The organism is Mycobacterium sp. E2327, assembly GCF_001672675.1.
Taxonomy (GTDB): Bacteria; Actinomycetota; Actinomycetes; order Mycobacteriales; family Mycobacteriaceae; genus Mycobacterium.
The window spans coordinates 1-13,294 of sequence record NZ_LZKE01000051.1 but is presented as its reverse complement, the minus strand read 5'-3'; the positions used below and the strand labels follow the sequence as shown (position 1 = coordinate 13,294).

Below are 13,294 nucleotides of genomic sequence, written 5' to 3'. Positions count from 1 at the left end.
CTGCCGCAATCCAGGATTTCGGGATGAGTCGATGCGGTACGTTCCTGAAAGGGGAATGCGATCAGCGCTGATCGAGGGGAGCAGTGGTGAGCTTTTTGGTGTGGCCGCCTGAGGTCAATTCGGTATTGCTGCTCGATGGACCGGGTCCGGGGCCGATGTTGGAGGCGGCGGCTGCCTGGGAGGGCGTCGGCTCCGAATTGAGTTCGGCGGCCGACGCGTTCAACTCCTTGACCTCGGACCTGGCCGGCCAGGCCTGGCAAGGCCCCGCATCGGCATCGATGACGGACGCGGCGGCCCGCTACGTGAGGTGGCTCGGCGGGGCGGCCGCCCAGGCCGAACAATCGGCGGCCCAGGCCCGCGCGGCGGCCACCGCCTACGAGTCCGCGCTGGCGACGATCGTGGATCCGGCAGTGGTCAACGCCAATCGCGGCCAATTGGTGTCGCTGGTGATCTCGAACCTGTTCGGTCAGAACGCCCCCGCGATCGCGGCCGCCGAGGCCGACTACGAGCGGATGTGGGCGCAGGACGTCGCCGCGATGGGCGGGTATCACGCCAGCGCGTCGGCGACGGTGGCGCAGTTGGGCTCGTGGGAGCAGGCGCTGCAAAGCCTGCCCGGTGAATTCGTCCAAGCTGTCGAAAGCGAATTCCACCACGTGGCCAACACGGTCATCGGCACCATCTTCGGGGCGCCGGCCGCTCCGCCCTTCTCGGCGACGCAGACGGGGACCTACACCGGCGGACCGTCGCTGGCCACCCGGTTCGAAGAAGCCGCGCTGTACCCGGTGAAGCCCCTCCTGGGTTTCTTCCCGGGACTCGAGGCTCAGCTTTCGTCGCCCAGTTCCCCGTTCCTGCAGCTGTTTACCGGCAACAATCCGCTGCTTGGGATAGGCCTGTCCAACACCCCGCCGCGGTTGCTGCCGTTGCTGCTCGGAGAAACGGTGCAGCACACCACATATAACGGGATGGACGTCGTGCAGATCACCCCGGCGCACCCGACCGGCAACTACGTGGTGGCCATTCACGGTGGCGCGTTCATCTTCGCGCCGTCGATCTTCCACTGGCTCGACTACACGGTCATGGCGTATCAGACCGGCGCGACCATCGAGGTGCCGATCTACCCGCTGCTGCAGCAGGGTGGCACGGCCGGCACGGTGGTGCCCCAGATGGCCGGCTTCATCAACTCGCAGATCGCCGCACACGGGGCCTCGCATGTCAGCCTGACCGGCGACTCCGCGGGCGGCAACCTCGCGCTGGCGGCCGAGGAATACACCTTGGCCCAGAATCCGCTTGCCCCGGTGCCGTCGTCGATGGTCCTGCTGTCTCCGTGGCTGGATGTCACGTTCAGCAACCCGAACATCGCGTTCGTCCAGGATCCGCTGCTGCCGGTTGCGCCCGGAATACAGATCGGCAAGGAGTGGGCGGGCGGTCTTCCCACCAACAACTACGAAGTGAGCCCGCTGTATGGGAACCTCGCCGGGCTCCCGCCCACGTATGTGTACACGGGCAACCTGGATTCGCTCTCACCCGACGTGCTCGTGCTCCAGCACGACGCCGTCATGGCGAATGCCCCGTTCAACTTCGTGCTGGCCAACGGCCAAATTCACGACTGGATCATCCTCACTCTGGACGGCCCGCAGTACTGGGCGCAGATCGATCACGAACTCGGTATCGCCTAACCGGGTCGACGCTCTGAGCTGGCCCGAAGGAGGTGTCAGTACCATCGGCTCCGTGGCATCCAACGGCCCACCGGACGACTTCCACAATCAGCGGACGCAGTATGCGAACTATGGCGCCGCGGAACCGCCACCCGACCAGCCGGAACAACCCGAGGCGCTCGATCCGTTCGAGCAGGAACCCGAGCCCACCCCCTGGTACCGGAAGCCAGCCGGAATCATCGCCTGGATCATCGCCGTCCTCATCCTGCTCGCGCTGATCGTCTACGGGCTGATGGAGCTCATCCAGGGCGGCAAGGGCACCAGCCCCAGCCCAAGCACCACGAGCAGCACCACCCCGACGACGAGCACCACAACGACCATGACGCCGACGACCACCGAATCGCCGGCGCCGCCGCCCACCAGCAGCGCGGCCGAGCCGCCCGCACAGCAGCCGACCCAGCAGCCCACACGCCAGCCGACCCAGCAACAGCCGACGCATCGGCACCACATGCCCCAGCTGCCGTCGGTGATCACCATTCCCGACGGACCCGTGGTCACGCTGCCGCCGGGCCTTACGCAGTGAAGTCCGCGCTATGAGCGAGGCGCTCGGGCTGTCGATCGGGGCGGCCAACCTGGTGGCGGTCCGTTCGGGCAGCGCTCCGGTGGTCCGCAGCTCGGTCTTGACGCTGTTCGAGCACCGACCCACCGAAATCGGCCTGCCGGAGGAAAACCCCAACCTCTCCGAGCCGGGTCTGGTGCTGCGTGGGTTCGTCGAGCGGGTCGGGGACCGCGCCCCGCTGGTGGCAGCCGACGGGACGAAGTACCTCGGCGAGGTGCTGACGGTCGAGGCGATCGAGGCCATGGCCCGCACGGTGGGCTACGGCACGCCCGTCACCGTCGCGGTTCCCGCCTACTGGTCGGAGGCGCAAACCACCGCGCTGCGCGACGAATTTTTCGCCCAGCCGGACCTGACCCGCGGCGGTGTGGCGCCGGCCCTCATCTCCGACGCCACCGCCGCGCTCGCGACCCTGCGCGCCCACCCGGGATTCCCGGCCGGCGTCGTCGCGGTGTGCGATTTCGGCGCCAGCGGCACCAGCGTCACGTTGATCAATGCCGGGTCGAGCCTTGCCCAGATCGGTTCGTCGGTGCGCTACACCGACTTCTCCGGCGACGGGATCGACCAACTCATCCTCGATTACGTGCGGTCGGGCGGCTCGGACGCCACCAGCACCGACCTGGCCAGCACCGCCCGAATCGGCGCGCAGGCGCGCCAACTCGCCCAATGCCGCCGCGTCAAGGAGCAGCTGTCCAGCACCACCGCTGCCGGTGATGAGGTCCGGCTTACCCGCGCCGAACTCGAACAGCTCATCTCGCAGCCGCTGGACGGTTTCGTCAGCAGCGTCGAAGACGCGTTGCAGCGCAACGGGATTGAGCGAGCCAACCTGGCGGCCGTGGCGGCCGTCGGCGGGGGCGCCAGCATCCCGTTGGTCGCCGCGCGTTTGTCGGAGCGCCTGCGGGTGCCGATCCACACCGCGCCGCAACCCGCGCTCGCCGCCGCCGTCGGCGCCGCGGTGCTGGGCCAACAGCAGGCCGCGGCGGGCGTCGCGACCGCCGCCAGCCCCGTCGTGGAAAACCCGACCGAAATGGTCGAGACCGCCAAGGTCGTCGACGGCGGTCCCGCCCTGGCGTGGTCGGCCGACGCCGACGACGCCGCCGAGCCGGTGCCCTACGTCGGCCCCGACATGACCGGCGAATACGGCCGGGAGCCAACGAGATTGGGTGACACCGACAGCGGCCGCCTCGCCGCCGCGAGCGGGACGCTGCCGTGGTACAAGCGCACCGCGTTGGTGCTGAGCGTCGTCGGCGCGGCCGCGGCCGTGCTGCTCGCGGTGGTGTTGGCGCTGACCCTGGGCCACCCGAAAACCACCCCGACCAACAACACCCCGCCGACCGAACAAGCGCCGCCGCAAACGTCGCAGACGGAAACGATCACGGAGCCGAACGGCACCACCACCGTGACGGTGCTTCCGCCCCCGCCGCCACCGCCGTCGTCATCGACCGAGCCTCCGGCGACGACCACGACCAGCAGTCCGCCGCCCACGACCACAACGGCGGCGCCGACCACCACGAGCGCCCAGCCGACCACGACGTCGCAGGCAACCACCACCGCGGCGCCGACGACCACGCGACAAAGGCCGCTGCCGCTGCCCCTGCCGCAACCGCCGTTCGGGCGTTAGCCGCAGGCCACGGGCGCCGCCGAGCGGCGACTTAGGGCAGCCTATCTCGCACCGAAACCTACCCAGATGTCACTATGAGCAAGCCTCGGTAGGCAACAAACTAGGAATTGGGGAGACCTTCTGTGACCACGCAAACGCTCATCAGACTGATACTCGGACTGGGCATGACCGTGGTGGTGGGCGCTTTCGCTGCGCGCCGTGTCCTGTGGCTGAACAAGCTGATCATGTCCGGCCAGCCGGCCAGCGGGCGCGCCGACCACGTCGGCAACCGCATCTGGACGGAACTCACCGAGGTGTTCGGGCAGCGCAAGCTGCTGAAGTGGTCGCTGCCCGGTCTGGCGCACTTCTTCACCATGTGGGGATTCTTCATCCTGCTGACGGTCTACATCGAGGCCTACGGCGTGCTGTTCCAGCCGAACTTCCACATCCCGATCATCGGCCGCTGGGACGCGCTGGGCGCCCTGCAGGACTTCTTCGCGCTGGCCGTGCTGACCGGCATCGTGACCTTCGCGATCATCCGGCTGCGCACCGAGCCGAAAGAGTACGGCCGCCAGTCCCGCTTCTACGGCTCACACACCGGCGGCGCCTGGCTGATCCTGTTCATGATCTTCAACGTCATCTGGACGTACGCCATCTTCCGCGGGGCCTCGGTGAATGCGCTCGGCGACGAATTCCCGTACGGCCGCGGCGCTTTCTTCAGCCACTTCATGGGCTCGCTGCTGCGGCCGTTGGGGCACAACACCAATGAGATCGTCGAGACCGTCGCCCTGATGCTGCACATCGGCGTCATGCTGGCGTTCCTGCTGATCGTGTTGCACTCCAAGCACTTACACATCTTCCTGGCCCCCATCAACGTCATCTTCAAGCGTCTGCCCGACGGGCTCGGCCCGCTGCTGCCCATCGAGTCCGACGGCAAGCCGATCGACTTCGAAAACCCGCCGGACGACGCGCAATTCGGCCGCGGCAAGATCGAGGACTTCACCTGGAAGGGCATGCTCGACTTCGCCACCTGTACCGAGTGTGGGCGCTGTCAATCACAGTGTCCGGCCTGGAACACCGGAAAGCCGCTGTCGCCCAAGCTCGTCATCATGGACCTGCGCGACCACTGGATGGCCAAGGCGCCATACATCCTGGGGGACAAGGAGACTCCGCTCGAGAACACCCCGGAGGGCGGGGTCGCCGAGAACCTGAGCGGCGAGAAGCACGCCGAGGAGCATCACGTCCCCGAGTCGGGCTTCGGCCGCGTGATGGGCTCGGGTCCGGAGCAGGCAACCCGCCCGCTGGTCGGCACCGCCGAGCAGGGCGGCGTCATCGACCCTGACGTGTTGTGGTCCTGCGTGACGTGCGGCGCGTGCGTCGAGCAGTGCCCGGTGGACATCGAGCACGTCGACCACATCGTCGACATGCGCCGCTACCAGGTGATGATGGAGTCGGAGTTCCCCTCCGAGCTGTCGGTGCTGTTCAAAAACCTTGAGACCAAAGCGAATCCGTGGGGCCAGAACGCCTCCGACCGGACCAACTGGATCGACGAGGTCGACTTCGACGTCCCGGTGTACGGCGAGGACGTCGACAGCTTCGACGGCTACGAGTACCTGTTCTGGGTGGGCTGCGCCGGCGCGTATGACGACAAGGCGAAGAAGACCACCAAGACCGTCGCCGAGCTGCTGGCCGTCGCCGGCGTGAAGTACCTGGTGCTGGGCACGGGCGAAACGTGCAACGGCGACTCCGCGCGCCGGTCGGGCAACGAGTTCCTCTTCCAGCAGCTGGCCGCCCAGGCCGTCGAGACCCTGGACGGGCTGTTCGAGGGTGTGGAGACCGTCGACCGCAAGATCGTCGTCACCTGCCCGCACTGCTTCAACACGCTGGGCAAGGAGTACCGGCAGCTGGGCTCCAACTACACCGTGTTGCACCACACGCAGCTGCTCAACCGGCTGGTGCGGGACAAGAAGCTGGTGCCGGTTACGTCCGTCTCCCAGGAGATCACGTACCACGACCCGTGTTATCTGGGCCGGCACAACAAGGTGTACGAGGCGCCGCGCGAGCTGATCGGCGCGGCGGGCGCCACCCTCACCGAGATGCCGCGGCACGCCGAGCGCAGCTTCTGCTGCGGCGCCGGTGGTGCGCGCATGTGGATGGAAGAGCACATCGGCAAGCGGATCAACCACGAACGCGTCGACGAGGCGCTGGGGACGGGAGCCGCCACCATCGCGACCGGCTGCCCGTTCTGCCGGGTGATGGTCACCGACGGCGTCAACGACCGGCAGGAGGAGGCCGGCCGCAGCGGCGTCGAGGTGCTCGACGTGGCGCAGGTGCTGCTCGGGTCGATCGAGTACGACAAGGCGACGCTGCCCGAGAAGGGCACGGCCGCGAAGGAGGCCGAGAAGCGGGCCGCCGCAGCACCGAAGGCCGCGGCGCCGGCGGCCGCCGAGGCGCCGACGAAGGCCGAGGAACCCGCGCCGGCCAAGGCCGCCGAGCCGGAGCCGGCGAAGGCCGCGGCACCGGCGCCCGCCAAGGGCCTGGGCATCGCCGGCGGCGCGAAGCGGCCCGGCGCCAAGAAGGCGGCACCCGCCGCGAAGGCCCCTGCTGCGGCCGAGGCCCCGGCCGCCGAGCCGGCCGCACCGGCCGAAGAGGCCAAGGCGCCCGCGGCGCCTGCCGCACCGGCTAAGGGGCTAGGCCTGGCGGCCGGCGCGAAGCGGCCCGGCGCCAAGAAGTCGGCGGCCCCGGCGGCGAAGGCCCCTTCTGCGGCCGATGCCCCGGCCGCTCAGCCGGCCGCACCGGCCGCGCCCGCCGAAGAGGCCAAGGCCCCCGCGGCTCCCGCCGCACCGGTGAAGGGGCTCGGCATCGCCGCCGGCGCCATGCGGCCCGGTGCCAAGAAGGCCGCGCCCGCCGCGAAGCCCGCCGGGGCCGAGGCCCCGGCCGAGCAACCGGAGGCCAAGGCCGAGCCCGAGCAAAAGCCTGAGCCGTCGGCGCAGCCCGACGGTGACGCAGCACCGCCGGCGGCACCGGTAAAAGGCCTGGGTATCGCGCGCGGCGCCCGCCCACCGGGCAAGCGCTGATCACGGATTGGGCTCAGGAGGCCAAGCCGAGGAACACCATAAGCGACCGTTCGATGTCTGCCATGAGCGTCGTGGACACGCGACCGATCCGCGTTCCGAGGTTTGAGCGGCGAACCGTTGTGATCTTGTCAATCATGGCGAAGCTGGGCTGTGCAATACCGGTTGTCGTCGGGACCGCGATTCGCGCTACCGCCACACCGGCCACCGCTGTCGCAGTCAGCGGAATGACGACGACGGATTCCGTCGCCGAGAACAGGTCGTCCTGAACGATGATCGCCGGACGCGGCTTGGCCGCGTAGACGGCCCCCGAGACCGTCCACAGTTCGCCGCGGATCACCCGTCGTCGTCCAGTGACGTCAGATCGTCCGAGATCGCCTCGACAAAGTCCATATCGTCGCTGTGCCGGTCGGCTTCGGCCAGCGCCAGTGCTTCCCGGTGCGCCTCCGCGGCGAACTGGGCCGACCGGACATCCGGCACCCACATCTGGACGGGGCGATACCCGCGTTCACGCATGCGACGACGGTATTCGCTGGCTCGCCCAGTCGATGTCCTGGCCATGCCCCCAATGTTGCATGAAACGGTCGTTGCATGCAACGGTGTTGGGGTTTCGCGACCGGTCAGCAAATTTCAGTGGACAACGATGGCACCATAGGGACGTGAGTACTCACCAGCTGCCCGCGCACATCACCGGCCATCATCGGCAGCGGTCCTTCGCCCAGTCGTCCAAACTGCAGGACGTCCTGTACGAGATCCGCGGCCCGGTGCACCAGCACGCGGCGCGGCTGGAGGCCGAGGGACACCGCATCCTCAAGCTCAACATCGGCAACCCGGCGCCGTTCGGCTTCGAGGCGCCCGACGTGATCATGCGCGACATGATCCAGGCCCTGCCGTACGCCCAGGGCTACTCCGACTCGCAGGGCATCCTGCCGGCCCGGCGCGCGGTGGTCACCCGCTACGAGCTGGTCGAGGGCTTTCCGCGGTTCGACGTCGACGACGTCTACCTGGGCAACGGGGTATCCGAGCTGATCACGATGACGCTGCAGGCCCTACTCGACAACGGCGATCAGGTCCTGATCCCGGCGCCGGACTACCCGCTGTGGACGGCGTCGACCTCGCTGGCCGGCGGCACACCCGTGCACTACCTGTGCGACGAGACCCAGAACTGGCAGCCCGACATCGCCGACCTGGAATCCAAGATCACCGAGCGCACCAAGGCGCTGGTCGTGATCAACCCGAACAACCCCACCGGCGCCGTCTACAGCCGCGAGGTCCTCACCCAGATGGTCGACCTGGCGCGCAAGCACCAGCTGCTGCTGCTGGCCGACGAGATCTACGACAAGATCCTCTACGACGACGCCAAGCACATCAGCCTCGCCACGCTGGCGCCCGACATGTTGTGCCTGACCTTCAACGGCCTGTCCAAGGCCTACCGGGTCGCCGGCTACCGGGCCGGCTGGCTAGCTATCACCGGGCCCAAGGAGCACGCCAGCAGCTTCATCGAGGGGATCAGCCTGCTGGCCAACATGCGACTGTGCCCCAACGTCCCGGCGCAGCACGCGATCCAGGTCGCCCTCGGCGGCCACCAGAGCATCGAAGACCTGGTCCTTCCCGGCGGCCGGTTGCTCGAGCAGCGCGACGTCGCCTGGACCAAGCTCAACGAGATCCCCGGGGTGTCCTGCGTCAAACCCGAGGGCGCGTTGTATGCGTTTCCCCGGCTGGATCCCGAGGTCTACGACATCGAGGATGACGAGCAACTCGTCCTGGAGCTGCTGCTGTCCGAGAAGATCCTGGTCACCCAGGGCACCGGATTCAACTGGCCGGCGCCGGATCACCTGCGCATCGTGACCCTGCCGTGGTCCCGCGATCTCGCCGCCGCGATCGAGCGGCTGGGCAACTTCCTGGCCGGTTACCGGCAGTAACGGGGTTTCGGCGCCGCCCTCTACCCTCGACCGGGTGGCGCACTCACATTCGCACAGCCTCCGCAGCTCGCCCGGGGCCCCATCCGGGCTGGATCCGCTGCCCGCGAAGATCGTCGTCGGGCTGCTTGTCGCCATCGGGGTGGCGGTGCTGGCCGGTGCGGTGTTGCTCTGGCCGAGCCGCCAGCACGTCGACATCCCCATGCCGTTCCAGAACGCGGCCGGCGGCGCGGTGAGCACACAGAAGGGCCACGTGCTGTCCAGCGCGCTGGGCGACTGCGGGAGCCCGTCGGCGGGCCAGGTGATCACGACGGCGCCGCAACCGGCGGCGCCGGGCGCCGGGCGGTGCATCCAGACGCTGATCGCCATCGACTCCGGCCCGAACGCGGGCGCCAAGACGCTGCTGGAGTCCTCCCCCGGTCCCGGCCAGCCCCACTTCGGGGCCGGCGATCGCGTCCGGCTGGTCCGGCAGGTCGACGAGCAGGGCACCACCAGCTACGCCTTCTACGACTTCGAACGTGGCTGGCCGCTGGTCGCGCTCGCCGTCGCGTTCGCGGTGGTGATCGTCGCCGTGGCCCGCTGGCGCGGATTGCTCGCGCTGGTCGGCATCGTCGTCGCGTTCCTGGTGCTGGTGGTGTTCCTGCTGCCGGCGCTGCGCGACGGCGCCCCCGCCGTCCCCGTCGCGCTGGTGGCCTCCGCGGTCATCCTCTACGCGGTGATCTACCTGGCCCACGGGGTGAGCCTGCGGACCAGCGCCGCCCTGCTGGGCACCCTGTCGGCGTTGCTGCTGGCCGCCGGATTGTCTTGGGCCGCAGTCGATCTGGCCCATCTCACCGGCCTGTCGGACGACCAGAACGGCCAGGTCTCGGCGTATCTGGGCAACGTGTCGATCAGCGGGCTGCTGCTCGCCGGGTTCATCATCGGCTCGCTCGGTGTGCTCAACGACGTGACCGTGACCCAGGCGTCGACGGTGTTCGAGCTCGCCCACCTCGGCGGCTCCCGGCGCGCCATCTTCCTGGGCGCCATCCGGGTGGGCCGGGATCACATCGCCAGCACCGTCTACACGCTGGTGTTGGCCTACGCCGGCACGTCGCTCCCGTTGCTGCTGCTGTTCAGCGTCTCGAATCGCTCGCTGGGTGACGTGCTGATCAACGAGAGCGTGGCCATCGAACTCGCCCGCTCCGCGGTCGGCGGCATCGCGCTGGCGCTGTCGGTGCCGTTGACGACGGCGATCGCGGCGGTGCTGGCGAAACCGGGCTTAGAGCCGGCCCCGGTCAGCGCCGCTGTTCCAGCAGCCCCAGCAGGTAGTCGCCGTAACCGGACTTGACCAGGGTGTGCGCCCGCTTGGCCAGCTGCTCGTCGCTGATCCAGCCCTGTAGCCAGGCGATTTCCTCGGGCACGCTGACCTTCAGCCCCTGCCGCCGTTCCAGCGTGCGGACGTAGTCGCTGGCGTCCAGCAGCGAGTCGAAGGTGCCCGTGTCCAGCCACGCCGTCCCGCGCGCCATCACCTCGACCGACAGCCGGCCTCGGTTGAGGTAGATCTGGTTGACCTCGGTGATCTCGTACTCGCCGCGCGCCGATTTCTTCAGGTTCTTGGCGATCTCGATCACGTCGTTGTCGTAGAAGTACAGGCCCGGCACCGCGTATTGGGACTTCGGGGTGGCCGGCTTCTCCTCCAGCGACAGCGCCATGCCGTCGTCGCTGAACTCGACGACACCGTAGGCCGACGGGTTGGCCACCCAGTATGCGAAAATCGCTCCGCCGCTTATGTTTTGGAAGCGACTCAGGCTGGTGCCCAGGCCGGGGCCGTAGAAGATGTTGTCGCCCAACACCAACGCGGCCGAGTCGTTGCCGAGGTGGTTGGCGCCGAGCACGAAAGCCTGTGCCAGGCCCTCGGGTTCGTGCTGCTGGACGTAGCTGAGGTTGATGCCGAATTGCGAGCCGTCGCCGAGTAGCCGCTCGAAGCCGGCCGCGTCGTGCGGGGTGGTGATCACCAAGATGTCGCGGATGCCGGCCATCATCAGCGTTGACAGCGGGTAGTACACCATGGGCTTGTCGTAGACCGGCAACAACTGCTTGCTGATGCCGATCGTGATCGGGTGCAGACGGGTGCCCGACCCGCCGGCCAGGATTATCCCACGCATAGGTGCCTCTCTGTTCGGGCCTAATTTACGAGGTCGGACTCGGTGAGTTCCGTGGCGGCCAGCGCCGCGGCCAGGTCCTCGTGCCGGAACACCGACGTGACGTGATCGCGGACCACCCGGAATGCCGACGCGGCGTTGGTGACCTCCCCGTCCGGGGTGCTGACCTTCTCTTCGACGACGACAACGCCGTCGTGCACGTACATGCGTCCGGGTTCGGCCGTGCCTTCGCGAGAGCCCGCCCATCTGCGCAGCGCCTCATGACCCTGCGCGGCCCCGTGGGCGTCGCCGATTTCGATGTCCTCGCTGGACAAGGCCACCAGGGTTTCCAGGTCCGAGGCGTTGAGGGCGTCGTGCCACGCCAGAACGGTGGCGATCTCCGATGTGGTCATGGTCAGCAAGCTACCGTGTCCGCCCGAGTTACAAAGGCGTACGGTCCAGCCAGTTCTGCCACACGGCGTCGTCCCCGAACAGCTCGATGCCGGTGTCGGCCAGCGAGACCCGGCGAAGCAGCGACAGCAAAAGTTCGGTGGCGCCGCCGCGCAGCGCGGCGCTGCCCTTGCCGTGCTCGTGCGACCAGGTGATCGCGCCGCCGTCGACACTGATCGTCCATTCGCCGGCGTCGCCCAGCCCTGGGTCGGTGGCGTGCAGGTGCAGGGTGTTGCCGGCCTCCAGCGGCAGGGGCGACCCGTCGCTTCCGGCCTGAATGGCCACGCGCTCAAGCCATTCCGTTATCCCGTCGGCCGCGATCTCGGCGCCCAGGGTGAATTCGCTCCCGGTCGCGATCGCGGCGTCGGCGCGGTGCACCGCCGTCTCGTGCAGCCGGCGCCGGACCCACCAGTTCGCCGGGCGCGTGCCGAGGAAGGTCCACACCGGTGTTTCCACGCCCGCCAACTCGACGGCGTCCACCAGCCGCTGCGCGCCGCCGTGCAGCCAGGAGATCGCGTCGGCCGGATCCGGTGGCGGCTTGCCGCCGTCGACGGTGCGGGGATCGAGGTATTCCTGGAGCCGGTCGCGCACGATCTGCGCCGCCCACCGATCGCCGCGCCCGACGTGGCGCAGCAGCTGGCTGACGCTCCAGCCGGGGCATGTCGGCACGGGCGTGGATTCGTCGACACCGCGGAAAAGCTCGGCGAAGGCCCGGTTTTCGGTGAGGAACTCGGCGGCGTAGTCCACGGGGTCAGGCTACTCGCCGGTCCCGACCGGCTTGATCCAGTGCGGCCAGCCGTCGATGCGGATAACGTCCGTCCTGTCAGCGACTGATGAAAGGCGGGGGCATGTCGTTTGTGATCGCAGGACCGGAGGCGCTGGGGGCGGCGGCTTCCGATTTGGCTCGCATCGGTGCGGCCGTGAGCACGGCCAACGCGACCGCGGCGGCCGCGACGACGCGGGTGGTGGCCGCGGGCGCCGACGAGGTGTCGGCGGCGATCGCGTCGCTGTTTTCGGGGCAGGCACAGGACTTTCACGCGCTGGCCACCCGGGCGGCGGCGGTTCACGACCAGTTCGTGCATGCCTTGGGCGGGGGCGCGGCCTCGTATGCCGGCGCCGAGGCGGCGAACGTCCAGCAGACGCTGATGAACGCCATCAACGCGCCCACCGAAGCGCTGTTCGGGCGCCCGCTGGTCGGCAACGGCGGCAACGGGGCCCCGGGAACCGGGCAAAACGGCGGCGACGCCGGAATCCTGATCGGCAACGGTGGGGCGGGCGGCTCGGGTGGGGCCAGCCACCCCAACGGCGGCAATGGCGGGGCCGCCGGGCTGCTCGGCGCGGCCGGCGCGGGCGGCGCCGGCTGGTCGGGTGCTAACGGCGGCAACGGCGGCAACGGCGGGGCCGGCGCGCTGTTCGGTGCCGGCGGTGCCGGCGGTGCCGGCGGGTTCTCGAACGGTATCGGTGTCAACGGGGGAAACGGCGGCAACGGCGGGACGGGCGGGATCTTCGGCGCCGGCGGCGCCGGCGGCGCGGGCGGGCTCTCGGCCAGCGGCGCCGGCGGCAACGGCGGCGCCGGCGGCAATGGCGGGGTGTTCAGCCTGGCCAGCAATGGCGGGATCGGCGGGCCGACCCAGCCGACGGGCGGCGCGGGAGGGGCCGGCGGCACCGGCGTGACCGGCGGGGGTAATGGCGGGGCCGGCGGGAACGGTGGCCTGCTCGGTGCCGGCGGGGTCGGTGGGGCCGGCGGGACCGGCCTCCACGGAAACGGCGGCGACGGCGGCGACGGCGGGGCCGGGGTGGTGGGGGCCACGGCGGCGCCGGGGGTGCCGGCGGCACGGGCGGCGCCCGCGGCGGGGGCGG

10 protein-coding genes and 2 pseudogenes are annotated in these 13,294 nt (G+C 69.4%); 7 read left to right on the top strand and 5 right to left on the bottom strand.

Annotated features, from left to right (window positions below):
* Nucleotides 1-86 precede the first annotated feature (86 nt).
* The 4 genes from A5712_RS06410 (at nt 87) to A5712_RS06395 (ending at nt 6,948) form a co-directional block, all read left to right on the top strand.
* Complete coding sequence (locus A5712_RS06410; protein WP_304528661.1) at nt 87-1,676, top strand: PPE family protein; 1,590 nt, start codon at nt 87-89, stop codon at nt 1,674-1,676.
* A 52-nt stretch (nt 1,677-1,728) separates the two neighbouring features.
* The gene (locus A5712_RS06405; protein WP_068102649.1) at nt 1,729-2,238 is read left to right on the top strand and encodes a hypothetical protein; all 510 of its coding nucleotides are present in this window, start codon (nt 1,729-1,731) and stop codon (nt 2,236-2,238) included.
* Between the two features lie 10 nt (nt 2,239-2,248).
* The gene (locus tag A5712_RS06400) at nt 2,249-3,892 is read left to right on the top strand and encodes an Hsp70 family protein (protein WP_068102646.1); all 1,644 of its coding nucleotides are present in this window, start codon (nt 2,249-2,251) and stop codon (nt 3,890-3,892) included.
* A gap of 122 nt (nt 3,893-4,014) precedes the next feature.
* Nucleotides 4,015-6,948 (top strand): heterodisulfide reductase-related iron-sulfur binding cluster, encoded by a 2,934-nt coding sequence (locus A5712_RS06395; RefSeq protein ID WP_068102644.1) that lies wholly within the window; start codon nt 4,015-4,017, stop codon nt 6,946-6,948.
* 13 nt (nt 6,949-6,961) lie between these two features.
* Here A5712_RS06395 and A5712_RS06390 read toward each other — a convergent pair whose 3' ends face one another.
* Nucleotides 6,962-7,285: a type II toxin-antitoxin system PemK/MazF family toxin gene (locus tag A5712_RS06390; protein WP_068102642.1), complete on the bottom strand. Its 324-nt coding sequence runs from the start codon at nt 7,283-7,285 to the stop codon at nt 6,962-6,964.
* Nucleotides 7,282-7,506 carry an antitoxin MazE-like protein gene (locus A5712_RS06385; protein WP_068102640.1) on the bottom strand — a complete coding sequence of 75 codons (225 nt, stop codon included), beginning with the start codon at nt 7,504-7,506 and terminating at the stop codon, nt 7,282-7,284. The genes A5712_RS06390 and A5712_RS06385 overlap by 4 nt, the downstream gene beginning before the upstream one ends.
* A gap of 72 nt (nt 7,507-7,578) precedes the next feature.
* On the opposite strand from A5712_RS06385, the pseudogene A5712_RS06380 reads away from it, so the two are divergent.
* Both A5712_RS06380 and A5712_RS06375 read left to right on the top strand, forming a co-directional pair.
* Nucleotides 7,579-8,867: pseudogene (locus A5712_RS06380) on the top strand (pyridoxal phosphate-dependent aminotransferase).
* A gap of 34 nt (nt 8,868-8,901) precedes the next feature.
* The gene (locus A5712_RS06375; RefSeq protein ID WP_068102635.1) at nt 8,902-10,191 is read left to right on the top strand and encodes a YibE/F family protein; all 1,290 of its coding nucleotides are present in this window, start codon (nt 8,902-8,904) and stop codon (nt 10,189-10,191) included.
* Here the strand turns inward: A5712_RS06375 and rfbA are convergent.
* From rfbA to A5712_RS06360, 3 genes are read right to left on the bottom strand one after another with little or no spacing between them, the layout of a single operon-like run.
* Nucleotides 10,139-11,008 carry a glucose-1-phosphate thymidylyltransferase RfbA gene (rfbA, locus tag A5712_RS06370; protein WP_068102633.1) on the bottom strand — a complete coding sequence of 290 codons (870 nt, stop codon included), beginning with the start codon at nt 11,006-11,008 and terminating at the stop codon, nt 10,139-10,141. The genes A5712_RS06375 and rfbA overlap by 53 nt on opposite strands.
* A gap of 20 nt (nt 11,009-11,028) precedes the next feature.
* Nucleotides 11,029-11,397: a nuclear transport factor 2 family protein gene (locus tag A5712_RS06365; RefSeq protein ID WP_068102693.1), complete on the bottom strand. Its 369-nt coding sequence runs from the start codon at nt 11,395-11,397 to the stop codon at nt 11,029-11,031.
* 28 nt (nt 11,398-11,425) lie between these two features.
* The gene (locus tag A5712_RS06360; protein WP_068102631.1) at nt 11,426-12,181 is read right to left on the bottom strand and encodes a maleylpyruvate isomerase family mycothiol-dependent enzyme; all 756 of its coding nucleotides are present in this window, start codon (nt 12,179-12,181) and stop codon (nt 11,426-11,428) included.
* A 101-nt stretch (nt 12,182-12,282) separates the two neighbouring features.
* Between A5712_RS06360 and A5712_RS32420 the strand changes: the two are divergent.
* Nucleotides 12,283-13,294, top strand: a pseudogene (locus tag A5712_RS32420) (PE family protein); the annotation flags it as partial.